Origin of the sequence: Streptomyces sp. NPDC013187 (assembly GCF_042899705.1) — a bacterium.
GTDB classification, from domain to species: domain Bacteria; phylum Actinomycetota; class Actinomycetes; order Streptomycetales; family Streptomycetaceae; genus Streptomyces; species Streptomyces hawaiiensis_A.
In genome coordinates this window covers 159,977-177,080 of sequence record NZ_JBIBAF010000010.1, presented here as the reverse complement: position 1 = coordinate 177,080, position 17,104 = coordinate 159,977, and the positions used below count along the sequence as shown (strand labels likewise).

15 protein-coding genes are annotated in these 17,104 nt (G+C 70.9%); 7 read left to right on the top strand and 8 right to left on the bottom strand.

Annotation, left to right across the window (positions count from 1 at the left end; all coding sequences use genetic code 11):
• Positions 1-66 precede the first annotated feature (66 nt).
• On the bottom strand, positions 67-1,512 hold the full coding sequence (locus ACFY5B_RS22680; protein ID WP_389971919.1) for a glyceraldehyde-3-phosphate dehydrogenase: 1,446 nt from the start codon (positions 1,510-1,512) through the stop codon (positions 67-69).
• Positions 1,513-1,713: 201 nt separating this feature from the next.
• Here ACFY5B_RS22680 and ACFY5B_RS22675 point away from each other — a divergent pair, with 201 nt between their 5' ends.
• The 4 genes from ACFY5B_RS22675 to ACFY5B_RS22660 all read left to right on the top strand — a co-directional run bounded on the left by ACFY5B_RS22675 (position 1,714) and on the right by ACFY5B_RS22660 (position 6,522).
• Positions 1,714-2,580, top strand: a complete 867-nt coding sequence (locus ACFY5B_RS22675; protein ID WP_389971917.1) for a hypothetical protein — start codon at positions 1,714-1,716, stop codon at positions 2,578-2,580.
• 211 nt (positions 2,581-2,791) lie between these two features.
• Complete coding sequence (locus tag ACFY5B_RS22670) at positions 2,792-3,229, top strand: Fur family transcriptional regulator (protein WP_053668911.1); 438 nt, start codon at positions 2,792-2,794, stop codon at positions 3,227-3,229.
• 103 nt (positions 3,230-3,332) lie between these two features.
• The gene (gene katG / locus ACFY5B_RS22665; RefSeq protein ID WP_389971915.1) at positions 3,333-5,558 is read left to right on the top strand and encodes a catalase/peroxidase HPI; all 2,226 of its coding nucleotides are present in this window, start codon (positions 3,333-3,335) and stop codon (positions 5,556-5,558) included.
• Between the two features lie 178 nt (positions 5,559-5,736).
• Positions 5,737-6,522: a carbonic anhydrase gene (locus ACFY5B_RS22660; protein WP_389971913.1), complete on the top strand. Its 786-nt coding sequence runs from the start codon at positions 5,737-5,739 to the stop codon at positions 6,520-6,522.
• Positions 6,523-6,572: 50 nt separating this feature from the next.
• On the opposite strand, the gene ACFY5B_RS22655 is transcribed toward ACFY5B_RS22660, so the two are convergent.
• Complete coding sequence (locus ACFY5B_RS22655) at positions 6,573-7,970, bottom strand: Tat pathway signal sequence domain protein (protein WP_389971911.1); 1,398 nt, start codon at positions 7,968-7,970, stop codon at positions 6,573-6,575.
• A 116-nt stretch (positions 7,971-8,086) separates the two neighbouring features.
• Positions 8,087-9,805, bottom strand: a complete 1,719-nt coding sequence (locus ACFY5B_RS22650) for a VanW family protein (protein WP_389971909.1) — start codon at positions 9,803-9,805, stop codon at positions 8,087-8,089.
• Between the two features lie 217 nt (positions 9,806-10,022).
• Between ACFY5B_RS22650 and ACFY5B_RS22645 the strand changes: the two genes are divergently transcribed.
• The 3 genes from ACFY5B_RS22645 (at position 10,023) to ACFY5B_RS22635 (ending at position 13,082) form a co-directional block, all read left to right on the top strand.
• The gene (locus tag ACFY5B_RS22645; protein WP_389971907.1) at positions 10,023-11,288 is read left to right on the top strand and encodes a glycosyltransferase family 4 protein; all 1,266 of its coding nucleotides are present in this window, start codon (positions 10,023-10,025) and stop codon (positions 11,286-11,288) included.
• Positions 11,285-12,235 carry a transferase gene (locus tag ACFY5B_RS22640; protein ID WP_389971905.1) on the top strand — a complete coding sequence of 317 codons (951 nt, stop codon included), beginning with the start codon at positions 11,285-11,287 and terminating at the stop codon, positions 12,233-12,235. Before ACFY5B_RS22645 ends, ACFY5B_RS22640 begins: the two co-directional genes overlap by 4 nt.
• A 190-nt stretch (positions 12,236-12,425) precedes the next feature.
• Positions 12,426-13,082 (top strand): YceI family protein, encoded by a 657-nt coding sequence (locus ACFY5B_RS22635; RefSeq protein ID WP_389971903.1) that lies wholly within the window; start codon positions 12,426-12,428, stop codon positions 13,080-13,082.
• Between the two features lie 15 nt (positions 13,083-13,097).
• Here ACFY5B_RS22635 and ACFY5B_RS22630 read toward each other — a convergent pair whose 3' ends face one another.
• From ACFY5B_RS22630 to ACFY5B_RS22610, 5 genes are all read right to left on the bottom strand, one after another.
• The gene (locus tag ACFY5B_RS22630; RefSeq protein ID WP_389971901.1) at positions 13,098-13,595 is read right to left on the bottom strand and encodes a molybdenum cofactor biosysynthesis protein; all 498 of its coding nucleotides are present in this window, start codon (positions 13,593-13,595) and stop codon (positions 13,098-13,100) included.
• A 39-nt stretch (positions 13,596-13,634) separates the two neighbouring features.
• Positions 13,635-14,636 carry an MASE1 domain-containing protein gene (locus tag ACFY5B_RS22625; RefSeq protein WP_389971899.1) on the bottom strand — a complete coding sequence of 334 codons (1,002 nt, stop codon included), beginning with the start codon at positions 14,634-14,636 and terminating at the stop codon, positions 13,635-13,637.
• Positions 14,637-14,696: 60 nt separating this feature from the next.
• Complete coding sequence (locus ACFY5B_RS22620) at positions 14,697-15,527, bottom strand: PP2C family protein-serine/threonine phosphatase (RefSeq protein ID WP_389971897.1); 831 nt, start codon at positions 15,525-15,527, stop codon at positions 14,697-14,699.
• A 124-nt stretch (positions 15,528-15,651) separates the two neighbouring features.
• On the bottom strand, positions 15,652-16,455 hold the full coding sequence (locus ACFY5B_RS22615) for a DUF817 domain-containing protein (RefSeq protein WP_389971895.1): 804 nt from the start codon (positions 16,453-16,455) through the stop codon (positions 15,652-15,654).
• A 27-nt stretch (positions 16,456-16,482) separates the two neighbouring features.
• Positions 16,483-17,097, bottom strand: a complete 615-nt coding sequence (locus tag ACFY5B_RS22610) for a hypothetical protein (protein WP_389971893.1) — start codon at positions 17,095-17,097, stop codon at positions 16,483-16,485.
• Between the last annotated feature and the right edge of the window lie 7 nt (positions 17,098-17,104).

Below are 17,104 nucleotides of genomic sequence, written 5' to 3'. Positions count from 1 at the left end.
GGAAGCGCGGGGCCCGCACGCCCCGCGCTTCCGTCATCGGACCGGATCAGACCGGATCAGACCGGATCAGACCGCCGGGGCCGGGTACGTCGGGTACTCCACGCCGGACACGTGCTGCACGACGCGGATGACCTGGCACGAGTAGCCGAACTCGTTGTCGTACCACAGGTAGAGGATCGCGTTGTCGCCGTCGACCTTGGTGGCTCCGGCGTCGACGATCGAGGCGTGGCGCGAGCCGATGAAGTCGCTGGAGACCGCGTCGGGAGCCGTGGTGAAGTCGATCTGACGCTTGAGCGGCGAGGTCAGGGAGACGTCGCGGAGGTGGTCGAGGACCTCCTCGCGGGTGGTCTCACGGCCGAGCCGCAGGCTGAGGATCGCGATCGAGACGTCCGGGACCGGGACGCGGATCGAGCTGCCGGTGATCGGCGCCTTGAGGTCGGGAAGCGCCTTGGCGACGGCGGAGGCGGCACCGGTCTCGGTGATGACCATGTTGAGCGGCGCGGACCGGCCGCGACGGTCGGCCTTGTGGTAGTTGTCCAGCAGGTTCTGGTCGTTGGTGAACGAGTGAACCGTCTCGACGTGGCCGCGCAGGACCCCGAACTCGTCGTCCATCGCCTTCAGCGGCGGCACGATCGCGTTCGTGGTGCAGGACGCGCAGGACAGGATCTGCTCGTCCGGCTTGATCGTGTCGTGGTTGACGCCGTGCACGATGTTGGGGACGTCGCCCTTGCCGGGCGCGGTCAGCACGACCTTGTCGATGCCGGGGCGCAGGTGCTCGGACAGGCCCTGGCGGTCGCGCCACTTGCCGGTGTTGTCGATCAGGATGGCGTCCTTGATGCCGTACGCCGTGTAGTCGACCTCGGACGGGTCGTTCGCGTAGATCACCTTGATGGCGTTGCCGTTGGCGACGATCGTGCTGCTCGCCTCGTCGACGGTGATCGTGCCCTGGAACTGGCCGTGGATCGAGTCGCGGCGCAGCAGCGAGGCGCGCTTGACGATGTCCTGCTCGCCGCCCCCGCGCACCACGATGGCCCGCAGCCGCAGACCGTTGCCCGAGCCGGACTTCTCGATGAGCAGCCGCGCCACGAGCCGGCCGATGCGGCCGAAGCCGTACAGGACGACGTCCCGGCCCTCACGGCGCTCGATCTTGTCGGCGCCCGTGGCGCCGGCGACGGCCTCCGCGGTGAACTCCGCCACCGACAGACCGCGGTCGTCCTCGCGGTACGTCGCGGCGAGCATGCCGATGTCGATCTGCGACGGGCCGAGGTCGAGCTCGGCGAGGGTCTGCAGGAACGGCAGCGTCTCGGTGACCGAGAGCTCCGCACCGGCGATCTGCCGGGCGAACCGGTGGGTTTTGAGGATGCTGACCACCGACTTGTTCACCAGGGAGCGGCTGTGCAGCAGGACCGTCACGTCCCGCTCCCGGTGCAGCTTCCCGATGATCGGGATCATCGACTCCGCGATCTCCTCGCGGATCTTCCAGTTGGTGAACGAGTCGTCGTTGACAGTCACGAATCCATCTTTCGAGCTAGGCGGCGCTCATATGTTAAACCGTCCACTTTCCGGGTCGTGAACGGGGTGCCTCCGATGTGTTCAGCGGCCGCTCCGCGCGCCCCGAAGGGCGGCTCCTGAGACGATCGAAAGCGGGTCATCGGCGGGTCTTCCACGCGAATGGCGCGAAGGGGGTGCCCATGGATCACGAAAGGGGTGCCCATGGACTACGACTCAGTGGCCGACGAGCTGTACTCCCTGCGCCCGGAGGAGTTCACCGCCGCCCGCGCCTCCGCCATGGCCGCCGCTCGAACCGCCGGCGACCGGGAACTCGCCGAGCGGGTCGGCACGTTGCGCAAGCCCAGCCTCGCCGCCTGGGTCGGCAACCTCCTGGTCCGCAGCAGTCCCGGAGAGGTCGAGCCCCTGCTGCGCCTGGGGGAGGGGCTGCGGCAGGCCCACCAGGACCTGGACGGCGCACAGCTGCGCGAGCTGAGCCGCCGGCAGCACGCACTCATCCGAGCCCTGTCCCTGCAGGCACGGCAGCTCGCGAAGGAGGCCGGGCATCCGATCGGCGAGAGCGTGCAGCGTGAGGTCGAGAACACCCTGCACGCCGTGCTGGCCGACCCCGAGGCCGCCCGGGCCTGGGCCGGCGGTCGCCTGACCAGGCCGCTGAGCGCGACGGCCGGCTTCCCCGCCGTCGCCGAGGGCGCCCGGCCGCAGCGCCCCGCACCCGCAGCCGCGCTTTCCCGTCCGGGCGGGAAGGTGAGCGAGCAGCAGCGGCGCCGGCTGGACCGCGCCCGCAAGGACGCCGAAGCCGCCGAACGCGAGCTGCGGGAGCTGCAGGACGAGGCGGAGACGGCGGGCCGGGCGGCGGCGGAGGCGAAACAGCAGGTCGACGGCGCGCAACAGCGCGTGGACGAACTCACCGGGGAACTGGAACGCGCCAGGAACGACCACCAGCAGGCCCGCTTCGCCGAACGGGCCGCCCGGGAACGGGTGCGCACCGCCGACCGCCGGGCCCGCGAGGCGGGCCATAAAGCCGCGACAGCCGCCGCCCAGCTCGAACGCCTGATGTCACCGGACGTGTGACCGCGCCGGACGGCTGAGCTCGCCGGACGCGTGACCCGCAACGCGGAACGGCGATGCGCGACGCCTCACATCCGCGAGGGGGCGATCCTGTGGATGTGACTGAGCTCACAGGCCTCAAGTAAGCCGTCCCACAAGCCCTCACGCTCCCGACACCAAAATTGAACCGTTCGTTTTCTTGAATCAATCGTGTTTGTGTGGCTAGGTTGATCTCATGACCGCAACCGGGAACCCGACCACCGCCGAGGAGCTGCGAGGCGCAGGCCTGAGGGTGACGGCCGCCCGTGTCGCGCTGCTCGAGGCCGTGCGGGACGGTGACCACCTCGGCGCCGAGGCGATCGCCTCCGAGGTGCGCGGCCGCGTGGGCCACATCTCCGTCCAAGCCGTCTACGAGGGGCTGCACGCCCTCACCGCGGCAGGGCTCATACGCCGCCTCGATCCCCCCGGCAGCCCGGCGCTCTACGAGGGGCGGGTCGGCGACAACCACCACCACCTCGTGTGCCGCTCGTGCGGCGCCGTCGCCGACGTCGACTGCGCGGTCGGCCACGCCCCCTGCCTGACCGCGTCCGACGACCGTGGCTTCGCCGTCGACGAGGCAGAGGTCATCTACTGGGGCCTGTGCCCCGCCTGCTCCACCGCCCGCAGTACCTGAGCACGTGATCCCCCCGAGCGTTCCCGAGCACCTGATCCACCCGAGCGTTCCGAGCACGTGATTCACCCGAGCACCGTGATCCACCCCGTCCGGAAGGATTTCCATGACTGAGAACCACGACGCGATCGTCACCGACTCGAAGTCGGAGGAGACGGGAGGCGGCTGCCCCGTGGCGCACGGCCGCGCCCTGCACCCGACCCAGGGCGGCGGCAACCGGCAGTGGTGGCCCGAGCGGCTCAACCTGAAGATCCTCGCCAAGAACCCCGAGGTCGCCAACCCCCTCGGTGAGGACTTCGACTACGCCGAGGCCTTCAAGAACCTCGACCTCGACGCCGTCAAGCAGGACATCGCCGAGGTGCTCACCACCTCGCAGGACTGGTGGCCTGCCGACTTCGGCAACTACGGCCCCCTGATGGTCCGTATGGCCTGGCACAGCGCCGGTACGTACCGGATCAGCGACGGCCGCGGCGGCGCCGGCGCCGGCCAGCAGCGCTTCGCCCCGCTCAACAGCTGGCCGGACAACGGCAACCTCGACAAGGCGCGCCGGCTGCTGTGGCCCGTGAAGAAGAAGTACGGCCAGTCCATCTCCTGGGCCGACCTCATGATCCTCACCGGCAACGTCGCGCTGGAGCAGATGGGCTTTGAGACCTTCGGCTTCGCCGGCGGCCGCAAGGACGTCTGGGAGCCCGAGGAGGACGTGTACTGGGGCCCCGAGACCACCTGGCTCGACGACAAGCGCTACACGGGCGACCGCGAGCTGGAGAACCCGCTCGGCGCCGTCCAGATGGGCCTCATCTACGTCAACCCCGAGGGCCCGAACGGCAACCCGGACCCGCTCGCCGCGGCCCGTGACATCCGTGAGACGTTCCGCCGCATGGCGATGAACGACGAGGAGACCGTCGCCCTGATCGCCGGCGGCCACACCTTCGGCAAGACGCACGGTGCCGGCCCGGCCGACAACGTCGGCGCCGACCCCGAGGCCGCCTCCATGGAGGAGCAGGGCCTGGGCTGGCGCAGCACCTACGGCACCGGCAAGGGCGGCGACGCCATCACCTCCGGCCTGGAGGTCACCTGGACGAGCACGCCCACCCAGTGGAGCAACGGCTTCTTCAAGAACCTCTTCGAGTTCGAGTACGAGCTGGAGCAGAGCCCGGCCGGCGCCAACCAGTGGGTGGCGAAGGACGCCCCGGAGATCGTCCCGGACGCGCACGACTCCTCGAAGAAGCACCGTCCGAAGATGCTCACCACGGACCTGGCGCTGCGCTTCGACCCGATCTACGAGCCCATCTCCCGCCGGTTCTACGAGAACCCGCAGGAGTTCGCGGACGCCTTCGCCCGCGCCTGGTTCAAGCTGACCCACCGTGACATGGGCCCGAAGTCCCTGTACCTCGGCCCGGAGGTCCCGGCGGAGACGCTGGTGTGGCAGGACCCGCTGCCTGAGGCCGAGGGCGAGACCATCGACGCCGGCGACGTCGAGACCCTCAAGACCAAGCTCCTGGAGTCGGGTCTGTCGGTCTCGCAGCTGGTGTCCACCGCGTGGGCCTCGGCGTCCACCTTCCGCGGCAGCGACAAGCGCGGCGGTGCCAACGGCGCCCGTATCCGCCTGGAGCCGCAGCGCGGCTGGGAGGTCAACGAGCCCGACGAGCTGGCCCAGGTCCTGCGGGTCCTGGAGGGTATCCAGCAGGAGTTCAACTCCGGCGCCGGCGCCAAGAAGGTCTCCCTGGCCGACCTGATCGTCCTCGGCGGCACCGCCGCCGTCGAGAAGGCCGCCAAGGAAGCCGGCTTCCAGGTGCAGGTTCCCTTCGCCGCGGGCCGTGTGGACGCCACGGAGGAGCACACCGACGCCGAGTCGTTCGAGGCGCTGGAGCCGACCGCCGACGGGTTCCGCAACTACCACGGCAAGGGCAACCGCCTGCCGGCCGAGTTCCTGCTGCTGGACCGGGCGAACCTGCTCACCCTGAGCGCCCCCGAGATGACCGTCCTGGTCGGCGGTCTGCGGGTGCTGGGCGCCAACTACCAGCAGTCCCAGCTCGGCGCCTTCACCAAGACGCCCGGCTCGCTGACCAACGACTTCTTCGTCAACCTGCTCGACCTGGGCATCGAGTGGAAGTCGACGACCGAGGACCAGACCACGTTCGAGGGCCGCGACGCCGCCACCGGCGAGGTCAAGTGGGCCGGCTCCCGTGCCGACCTGGTCTTCGGCTCGAACTCCGAGCTGCGCGCGCTGGCCGAGGTCTACGCGAGCGACGACGCGAAGGAGAAGTTCGTCAACGACTTCGTCGCGGCGTGGGTCAAGGTCATGAACCTGGACCGGTTCGACCTGGTCTGATCACCTCCGCATGACAGGACGCCCCGGGCCCTCGGCCCGGGGCGTCCCGCGTTGTCCCGGCAGCGTTGCCTGAGGGATCGTCAAAAACCGTTCAAGGTAAGAACATCACTTACCCAACTCTCACCATGAAACGGCAAGGACGGCGGCCGTCCGCGCATTCGGGCATACGTTTCGGCCCGTGAACTCACATGCCACCTCCCACAGAGGCACCGGCCCTGAACCGCACCCCTTCGCCGGTTCACGGCCCCCCGCCGGCGGCACCGTCCGCCGGACCCTTCTGCGCACCGCGCTGACCGGGGCCGCGGCCCTGGGCGCGGGTCTCGGCGTCGCGCGCACGGCCACCGCCGCCCCGACCGACTCCCGACCCGCGGAGCCGCGACCCGGCACCCCGGAGCAGGCCTGGAGGGAGCTGGCCGCGGGCAACCGCCGCTGGCGCGCCTTCCGGGAACGCCACCCGCACGAGAACCCGGCCATGAGGCGGACGTTGGCCACCGCGCAGCATCCCTTCGCGGTCGTGCTCGGCTGCATCGACTCGCGAGTCCCCCCGGAACTGGTCTTCGACCAGGGCCTGGGCGATCTGATGACCGTGCGTACCGCCGGCGAGGTCCTCGACGAGGCCGTGCTCGGCAGCGTCGCCTACGGCGTCCTGGAGCTCGGCATACCGCTGATCGTCGTCCTCGGCCACCAGTCGTGCGGCGCGGTGCGTGCCGCCGTGTCGGCGGAGCAGTCGGGAGAGCGACTGCCCGCCCACATGCAGTACCTCGTCGACCAGATAAGTCCCGCCATAGACCACGGCCGGGAAGGGGACGCCCGGATCGACGCGACCGTGAGCGCCAACGTCCGGCTCGTGCACTCCCGCTTGGCCGCGGAACCTGAACTCGCCGCCATGATCGGCAACGGCAGGCTGGCGATCATCGGCGCCCGCTACGAGCTCACGACCCAGGCGGTCCACCGCCTCGCCTGAGGGACAGCCGGCCCGGTCCGCCGTGCACGTCGGCGGACCGGGCCGTCCCGTCACACCCGGAGCGGATTGAACCGGGCCGCGGCCATCAGGTACCAGGCCGTCGCCCCGGTGTGCCGGTACGGGTAGTAACCGAAGCCGAAGCCCGTGTCCAGCGGACTGCTGGCGGACACGACACCACTGCGCTCGGGCAGGGCTTTCCCCCCGACGGTCTGGCCGTCGCCCAGGAGGTCCTGCGCCCGCTCGATCGAGGCGAGCAGGCGCCGGGCGCCCGCCTCGTCACCACGTGCCCCGCGATCGCGCAGGGCGAGCGCGAGATGTGCCGTCCCTTCGAACCACACCCCGTTGCGGTCGGGCCTCGGCTGCCCGTCGGCGATCGGGGCGTCCTCGTTCGCCAGCAGGCTCGCCGAACTGAAGGTGACCCCCTCGTACGACTGCCCCGCGGGCACGGTGCTGTTCGTGCGCCCGGAGTGGTCCAGGACGGCCAGCTCGGCCACGGCCCAGTCCAGCGAACGGGAGTGGCGGCGGGAGTCCAGTGCGAGGTGCGTCCAGGTCTGGGTGTCCTCCGGGATCGGGGACTTGTTGACCGTCACACCGTCGTTCGTGCCGGTGTAGAAGAAGCCCCCTGACGGCTCCCACATCCGGCGCACGAACGCCTCGGCCCGCCCGCGCCGCTCCAGCCACACCCGGTCGCCGGTCAGCCGGGCGAGCCGGCCGAACAGGCAGACCAGGTCGGTGTTGTGCTCGGTCGAGGTGAACGGCAGCTTCTGATTCGCCCCGTCCACCCCGAACTTGTAGCCGCCGAGGGGCTCGTCGGTCCGGCCGGTCCGCTCGATCCACTCGCCGATCCGCACGGCACCGTCGAGGAAGCGGCGCGCCCCGGTGCGGCGGGCCAGGGCGCCGAGGGCGATGCCCGCCCAGGCCATGTCGCCCACGGCCGTTCCGGTGAAGCCGAACTGCGTGCCGACGTTGGCGGTGCCGTCGGCCCGTACGAAGCCGTCGGGCTGGAGCGAGCCGTCGTAGAAGGTGTACGGCCCGACGTTGTACGCCTGCCGGAGCCTGCCGTCGTCGTACGCCGGGTCGTGACCCTGGGCGTGGAGCAGGGCGTCGCCCAGCGCCTTGGCCCTGGTCAGACCGGCCGGGGTCCAAGCCGCGAGGTGGGCCAGGAGCGCCAGGGCGTTGTCGTAGGTGAACGCGGTGCTGAACAGTCCGGCCTGGTCGGTGTAGCTCTGCGTCAGGCGGAGCCGGCCGTGGTCGGGGTAGGCGTCCATGGCGGCGGCGAGAAAGGCGTGCCCTCGGGCCGGGGCCGGGGCCGGTGCGGGGCGGGACCTGGTGGAGCCGGCCGCGAAGGCCTGTCCCGAGGCGGCGGCGGTGAGCCCTGCGGCACTGATGCCGAGTCCGGCACCGATGAGCGAACGCCGGCTGAGCGCCGGGCCTTGTCTGCCAGTCATGGGTCTCCCTTGAGAGCGCTCTCAACCAATGGGCGCTCATTGTGCTGGCGCTCCGGGGCCGGGTCAACGCTTGCTTCGGAAGGGAGAGTTGTGGATCCGGACGACAGGGGAGCGGATCACTCGCAGACGATCTCGTCACGCGGCGTGTAGTGCGTGCGGTACGGCTCCCGCTTCACTTCCTCGCCGTCGTCGTAGAAGACCCGCTCCACGGTGACGTCGAACCCTTCGAGCGGTGTCTGCGGCACGCACTCCTTGTCGTCTCTCACCTTCTTCTCCGGCTGCTTCACCTCGGTGCGCGGGCCCGTGACGGACTTGATCTCGTCGTACTTGCGGGTGCCGAGGAAGGAGACGGTGACGGAGGTGTCGGTGGACTCGGCCTGGATGTAGATGGCCTTGCCGGAGTCGTTGGTGAACCGCAGGTCCAGGCTGCCCCAGGCGACCGTCGCCTCGCGGCCTTCCGGGTAGCGCTCGATGTAGAACGAGTGCGCTCCGTGCTCCACGGGCTTGACCCCGGCGAAGAACAGCGCGTTGTACACGGTCGTCGCCACCGACGAGACCCCGCCGCCGGACGCCTTGGTGAACTTGTCGTCGAGGATGATGATGCCGTCCATGAAGCCGTTGGCCTTGGTGCGCTCACCGACGGTCCGGTTGAAGCTCCAGGTCTCGTCCGGCTCGACGACGGAGCCGTTGATGAGCTCCACGGCCCGGCCTATGTTCTTCGTGCGGTACTCGGCCGGTTCGAAGTGGACGGTGAAGGAGGACATCTTCTCCGTCAGCCCCAGCCGCGCGGCGTTCTCGCGGGTCACCTCCGGCTGGGTCCGGCGTACCTCCACCTCACCGGCGCGGCCGGCGCCCGACTTGGTGAGCAGGGGCAGTACGGCCTTCCCCAGGGCCTTGTCCGTGACCGACTGACCCACCGTGGCGTCCTGCACCACCACCGCCTTGTCGCCCTCCGGCCGCAGCTTCGCGTTCTCGGCGGTCGTGGTGATGTCGGCCAGCGGGCCGGCCACGGCGGGCTCGGCGCGCAGGCCCTTCGCGTCGAGTTCCGGTCCGAGCCTGCCGCCGCCGTCCGGCCGCAGGGTCAGATGCTCGCCCAGCGCGTCCGGGCCGACGGTGAACCGCTTGCCGGCCGCGGTGAGCGTGACGGGACCCGACATGGCCGGCTCCGCGAAGGTGCGCACCGCCCGCTGTACCTCGCCGGCAGTGACCTTCGGCCGGGTCTCACGGGTGGGCAGGGGAGTGGCCGTGCCGGTGCCGCCCCGCAGGAAGGAGTCGCGCAGCGGCCCTACCGCGGCGTTCACGTCCAGCGCGTACCCCGTCCGGGGAGCGACGGTCTTCACGTGCCCGTCGTCGAAGGTCACGGCACCGTCCCTGACCTTCTGGTCGAGCGCTTTCGCCAGCTGCCCGAGGGCCGTCCGGGCTTTTCCCTCGTCGAGGTGCACGACCGGTTCGATGTACCCGCCCGAGCGGAAGAACCCGCCGAACACGCTGAACGGATCGGCGCCGGTGCGCGCTGCCCGGTCGACGGTCTCCCGGACGTCGTAGGAGAGCCCCGCACGCTCCGGATCGAGCCCGCCGGTGCGGTCGCCGACCTTCACGGGCAGCTCCCGGGCGCCTGCCGCACCCAGCTCTCGTTCCAGCTTCGCCACCGCCTCCGCGCGGCTCAGCCCTCCGATGTCCACCCCACGCACGGTCGTTCCGGAGTCGATGTGGCCGCCCGTGAGGAGCAGCCCGGCGAGATACAGGCCGCCGACCCCCACGGCCAGCGCGCCGCCGGCCAGGGCGACGGGCGGGAGGGAGGTGATGCGCGGGGCGAAGGCTGTACGGGGGCGCATGGGTCTCCTGAAGATCGATACGAGGGTGCACCCGAGGACGCGACGATGCGCGGGCAAACACATCAAGCTATCCACACATCAGGGGCAAACCGATATGGCCCAGACCACTTATGTCCGAGATCATTCCGGAATCGGCGAATCCGGCCCGGCGGCACGGCACGGCCACAGAGTGGTAACGACGAACAACGAACGGGGCGTTGACACGGTCTAGGCCACCATGAAGATCTCTTTCCTGATCCACAACGCCTACGGAATCGGAGGCACGATCACCACCACGTTCAACCTGGCCGGGGCCCTGGCCGAGCGGCACGACGTGGAGATCGTCTCCGCGTTACGTCACCGGGAACGCCCCAACCTCGTCCTGGACCCACGGGTGCGGTTGCGGGCGCTGGTGGACCTGCGCAAGGAGGCGGACGACCCGCTCCACCGGAGACCGGCGAAGGTGTTCCCGCCCGCCGAGTACCGCCACCACCAGTACAGCGAGCTGACCGACCGGCGTATCGGCGAGTACCTCGAGGCGCTCGACGCCGACGTCGTCATCGGCACCCGCCCGGGCCTCAACGTGCACATAGCCCGCCAGGCCCCGCGGCACGTCCTGCGTGTCGGCCAGGAGCACCTCACGCTGGACAACCACTCGCCGCGGCTGCGCACCGCCCTGCGCCGCGCCTACCGCCGACTCGACGTGATCACCACCGTCACGGAAGCGGACGCCGCCGCCTACCGGCGCAAGATGTGGCTGCCCGGCGTCCACGTCGAGGCCCTCCCCAACAGCGTCCCCGACCCCGGCCTGCCTCCCGCGGACAGCACCGCCAAGGTGGTGATCGCCGCGGGCCGCCTGGTTCCGGTCAAGCGCTACGACCTCCTCATCCAGGCGTTCGCCCAGGTGGCCGCGGCGCACCCGGACTGGCAGCTGCGCATCTACGGCAAGGGCGAGAAGCAGGCTGATCTGCGCCGGCTCATCGAGCGGCTCGGACTGTGGAACAACGTGTTCCTGATGGGGGCCGCCACCCCCATGGAGGCCGAGTGGGCCAAGGGGTCGATCGGTGCGGCCGCGTCCGACTTCGAGCCGTTCGGCATGACCATCGTCGAGGCGATGCGCTGCGGGCTGCCCGTCGTCAGCACCGACTGCCCCTACGGTCCCGGAGAGATCATCGAGGACGGCACCGACGGCCGGCTCGTACCGGTCGGGGACCGCGACGCGCTCGCCGCGGCCCTGTTGGAACTCGTCGGCGACGACGAGCGGCGTCGCCGCATGAGCCGGGCCGCCCTGGACAACGCGCGCCGCTTCGCCCCCGGCCCCGTCGTCGCGCAGGCCGAACGCCTGCTGGAGACCGCCGCCGTGGCCAGGAGCACCGGCCGCACGGCCACCCCGCAGGACCACCGCACCCCAAGCCCCCTGGTCGGCCGGGGCCACGCGGCCCGCGACGCCGCCCACGCCGCTGCCGCCGGCGTACTGCGCTCGATACGGAAGGGACGCCGATGAGCACCCCGGAGGACAAGCCGACCCGCACGCCCGAGGACACGACGTCGAGTGCGTCGCACGGGGGCACGATGCCGGCCGCGCCACGCGAGGGCACACCCGTGGGCACGCCGCGCGAGGGCGCGTCGGAGAACACGATGCCGAGCCCGCAGCACGACACCCACCCGCGGGCGGACTGCACGATCGACACCGACGGCCGGATCACCTTCCGGCTGCCGCCGACCTCCGCCGCACACCCCCGACTGCTCCTGCGGCTGCGGCCCAAGAAGGGCCTGCCCGAGACCACCGTCCACGTCATCGACCTGGAGACCGGCCGGGACGACGGCCACCGGCACGCCGTCCTGGAAACGCACCCGGTCCTCGACGAGGGCCGCTGGGACGTGTACCTGCTGTCGGAACCCGCAGCCGAACGCCGACGGCTGCGCCCCGGCCTGCGGGACCTGCGCACCCTCGTCGACGGCCACCTGCGTGACCGCCCCTCGCCGGTCGCGGTCCGGATCCCGTACGCCACGAAGGACGGCTTCCTCGCCCTCAGGGCATGGCGGCGCACCGCCCACGCGGAGGCCCGCGGTATCGATCTCACGGACCGGACCATGACGATCACGGCCCGCCTGCACGGTGCCGAGCTCCACGAGGACGCCACCGTGCGTCTGTGCCTGCGAGGCACCGACACCGTGCGGACCCTGGCCCCCCGGCTCGACGGCGACGGCAGGGGCTTCTCCTTCACCGCCGGCCCCGGGGACCTGACGGGCGACGGCGGGGGAGCGACCCGGATCTGGGACGTCTTCGTCCGTCCCACATCCGAGGCGCGGCCCGTCAGAGTCGGCCGGCTGCTCGACGACGTGGCGGACCGCAAGCACGTGTACGTCTATCCGCCGGTCGAGGCGGACGGCCGCACTCTTCGCCCTTACTACACCGTCGACAACGACCTCGCGATAGAGGCGACGTAAGACCGATTCGCCGAAATGCCCGACATGGATATTCCTGGAGTTTCGGATGGTCGTTTCGGTGATGCGTCGCGACAGTCGTGTGTGGATTCTGTGCGAAGCGGCGGCAAAAGGGGGCAGGGGCTCGTTCTCAACAGCCGCAAAACGGAAGGGGACTTGCGGCTATAACCAAACTCAAGTACCTAGATGAATCATGAACCTGTTCAACCGCGTTGTGCCGTCCCGCCGGCAGGCACCGCTCCCCCCACAACGCCCCACCGGCGCACCGGCATCCACTGCCGTGCTGCCGGACCCTCACCTGGCGAATCTGTCCGGTGAATGGGTCGTCGACCCCGCGCACAGCAGGATCGGCTTCTCCGTCCGGCATGCCATGGTGACCACCGTGCGCGGTTGTTTCCTGGAGTACGAAAGTCGCCTCTACTTCGACGCGCACGACCCCGCACGGTCACGGGCCGATATCACTCTGTTCACCTCCAGCGTCGACACCGGCGTGGAACAGCGGGATGCGCATCTGGTCGGCCGTGACTTCCTCGATGCCGCGACCTATCCGCGTATGCGCTTCACCAGCACGGCGGTGGAGCAGACGGGCGCCGACCTGTTCAGCATGTCGGGCGAGCTGACCATCAAGGGCGTCTCCCGCCCGGTGGTACTCGACATGACGTACATCGGAAATGTCACCGACCCCTTCGGCTACGACCGGGTCGGCTTCGACGGCACGACCACGATCAACCGCTCGGACTGGGGCCTGACCTACAACAGCAGGCTGGCCGAGGGCGGCGCGATGGTGAGCGAGAAGGTGCGTCTGCAGCTCGACATCGCTGCCATCCGCACGCCACCTTCGGGCGGCTGACCGCCCCAGGACCCCTCAGGACCCCGCGTCGGCCCCGGCCACGACCCGGAACGTGGCCGGGCCGAGCATGAGCACCCCGTCGCTCAGCGGCGTGCACCGCACACCGCCACGCCCGCGCAGGGCGCGCTGCGCGCCGGGGCCGATGGTCACGTCCATCCAGGCACAGGGCCGTGCCGGACGCTTCACGGCGAACACCACCGGCCCGGTACCGCAGTCGAGTGAGATCGTCGCACCGACGCGGGAGTCGATGTCGACGCCCCTGAGCAGGATGTTCCGGCGGGTGTGTCGCAGATCGGCGTCGGCCGGGAGACTTTCGGCGGCCATGATGGTCACCGCCGCGTTCCGGTGGGCGGGGCGGGCGTAGTAGCGGTCGCCGACCAGCCCCAGCTCACGGCGTACCTCCACCCGGGTGACGCGCTCGTCGGACGGGCCGGGGGAGGGCCCGTCGGACGGCCGCCCGGCCAGCCGGTGCGCGGGCGAGACCAGCAGCTGCAGCACCTCGACCTGGGTCATGACGCCCAGCCTAGGTCCTCGGGATCAGCGGGTCGGCGGTCACTCCTCCGGCCGTCGCCCGAGCCCGCCCTCATCCACGGGGGCCCGGCCGTCCGCCGTCTCACCCGCGGTGAGGTGCTCCAGTACCTCGACGAGCTCCTGGCAGGCGCGCTCCACGGAACGCCGTGTGTAGATCTGCTCGGTGATCACCGCCGAGAGGATCAGAGCGGTGAGTGCCATCGCCCCGTTGAAGGCCTGCAGTTTCATCATCACCTCGACCCGGGTCAGCCGTTCGAACGGTCCGACCCGGTCGGTCGCCGCCACCGTGGTCATGACCGAGGCGAAGAGAGCGCACAGCAGGCTGCCCGCCAGCTGGAACCGCAGGGCCGCCCAGATCAGCAGGGGGTAGACGAGGAACAGGAGACTGATCGAGCTGTGCGCGGCCACCGGCACGAGACAGCAGGCGATGACCGCCAGCCCCGTGGCCTCCTTCCAGCGCGACAGGGGCAGCGGGAGGCGCACCCGGGACAGCAGGAGCAGCACCGGCGTGACGATGAGCACGCCCATCGCGTCACCGACCCACCAGGCCAGCCACACCGCCCAGAAGCCGGGCCACTCGATCTTGTCCGTGGCGATCAGGATGCCGGCGCCCGTGGTCGAGCTGATCAGCATGGCGGTGAAGGCGCCCAGGAAGACCAGGGCGAGACCGTCCCGCAGCCGTGCGAGGTCGGTGCGGAAGCCGGCCCTCCGGAGCAGCAGGTACCCGGCCACGGGGGCGGCCGTGTTGCCCGCCAGGACACAGAGAGCCGAGGGCGTCAGGGAGGTGAGGGACAGGATGACGAAGAAGGCACCGAGGGCGATCCCGGGCCAGCAGCGCAGTCCGAGGATCAGCAGGCAGGCCACGGAGACGCCGGTGGGAGGCCAGATGGGCGTGACGACCGCGCCCTCGACGACCAGTTCCCGCAGCAGCCCCAGTTGCGCGGACACGTAGTAGCAGGCGGCGACGGCCAGCGTCTGCAGAGCGACGACGGCCGGCGTACGCAGATCCTGGCTACCCACCACAGCAGCCATGAGACACCGGGGCCGACGCCTCGGCGAGGCGGGAGCGGGCCTCGTGCCGCCCTATGGCTGAGCGTCAGGCCCGTCGAGACCGACCACCAGGACGGCGGCGTCGTCGTCGTGCCCCACGCGCTCGGCGCCCTTGATCACGGCGGCCGCGAGCGCGTCGACGTCCATGCCGGCCACGGCAGCGATGCCCGCGAGCCGTACCACCTGGTCGAGGCCCTCCTCCAGCCGCATGGACGGCCCCTCCACGACACCGTCTGTCAGCAGCACGAACACGCCGCCCGTCGTGAGCTCGTACCGGCTCACCGGGTAGCGCGTCCCGGCCTGCACGCCGAGGGGCGGCCCGCCCTCGTCCTCGGTGAGGCCGGACTTCCCGTCCGCTGTGGCCCAGACGCAGGGCAGATGCCCGGCCCGGGCACTCTCCAGTACCCCGGCACACGGGTCGAGCCGCATGAACGTGCAGGTGGCGAAGAGGTCGGAGCCCAGGGACAGCAGTAGATCGTTGGTCCGGGCCAGCACCTGCCCCGGGTCACTGGTGACCGACGCCAGTGCCCGCAGTCCGGCCCGCACCTGCCCCATGAAGGCAGCGGCCTCGATGTTGTGCCCCTGGACGTCGCCGATGGACAGACCGATCCGGCCGTCCCCCAGGGTGAAGGCGTCGTACCAGTCGCCGCCCACGTTGAGGCCCCGGTACGCGGGCGCGTACCGCACGGCCAGATGCAGTCGGCGGGCCATGGGCAGGTCCCGCGGCAACATGCCGCGCTGCAGCGCGATCGCCAGCTCGACCCGGGACCTCTGCATCTCGGCCTGCGCACGCGCCTGAGCCGTCAGGGCCCCGAGCCTGGTCAGCAGCTCGTCGCCGTCGTCCGTCGTGCCGGTGCGGGACATGGTTCACTCCGGCGAGGATGGCCACGGTAGGTGACGACCCGAGAAGGCAAATCACCCGATTTACGTCCATAGGATGATACTCAGGCGAACGCCGCAACGACGACTCCACGGGCTCCGGCAGCCCTCAGCTCCCTTCCGGCGAAGCCGCGGAATACCTACGCCGCCCCACCGCCGCCAGCACGAACGTCACGCTGATGAGCAACGCCCACGCTCCGAACTTCTCCACCCCCACCGGTTCCCAGCCGTGCTCCTGATGCGGGTACCGCCATGCGCCGGCCAAGGTCGCCAGATTCTCCGCCACCCACAGGAAGAACCCGATCAGCACGAACGACAGCGCCAGCGGCATCCGCAGGCGCACCCCGCGCACCGTGAACCGCACCGACGTCCCCAGGGTCACCAGGACGAGCAGCCCGGCCAGCACCCAGCGGACGTCGGGCAGCCAGTGATGGGTGAAGAAGTTGACGTACACGGCCGCGGCGACCACGGCGGTCGCACGCGGCCGGTAGCGCACGAGCTCCAGGTCGAACAGGTGCCAGGCCCTGCAGACGTAGCTGCCCACCGCCGCGTACAGGAACCCGCCGTACAGCGGGACCCCGGCGAACTTCAGCACGGCCGGTTCCGGGTAGCTCCACGAGCCGAGCGACACCTTCACCAGTTCGAAGGCCAGACCGATGACATGGCAGACGGTGATGACGGCGATGTCCCGCCCGCTCTCCCGGCCGCGCGCCCAGAACACCAGCGTGAGCAGCACGCCGTAGACGACGAGTAGGTCGTAGCGCGCCACGGGCAGGTCGGGCAGCAGCGCGGAGACGGCCACGCCGGACAGCAGGGCGAGGGCGAAGGCGCAGGCGCGCGTCTGGGTCCAGGCGAAGGCGAGCAGCCGGCGAACCGGTGTGGCCGAGGGGCCGGTGATGTCGGCAGGGATCATGGTGCCCTGTAGGACGGCCCCTCGTGCCTAGCGGTTGCAGGGAACCTCTCTGCCCCGAGCCCGCTCGTCCGGCTGCTCCCGCGCCTGCCCCACGGCCTGCCGCAACAGCCTGGACAGCCGCTGCTCGGCGTCCGGGGCGGCGCACAGCACCCGGAGGGCGTGTTCCAGGTGGCGACGCCCGGGCCCGCGCCACCACAGCAGATCGGCGATCCGGACCGCCGCACCTCCCGCCGACGCGTGGCTGACTCTCTCCGCCCTTCCGCGGCACGCGCGGCCGTACCGCGCCAGAGGCCGCGACGAGGGGCGCACCAGGCGGGCCGCGTCCACCACCGTGCCGACCAGCAGCGGTGCGTAGTCGCGGCCCGGAGGGTGGGCGTCCGCGAGGTCGGCGCCCAGCGGCCACAAGGCGTGCCGGGCGCCGTCACCGACGCTGTCGTAGACCACGCGGGCCAGGGCCGCGAGCGCCGGATGCGTCCCGGCCGGGCTGTCGGTGAACCGGCCGGAGGCCAGCAGGGCCGCGGCCTCCATCAGACAGGCACCGTCGTCCGGGTGCAGATGGGCGAAGCGCCCCGGCGACGGAAGGCCGTCCGGGGCCGCGGCAGCGGACATCACGGGCCACCGACGGCCGGGAAGAGCGGTCATGGACGCC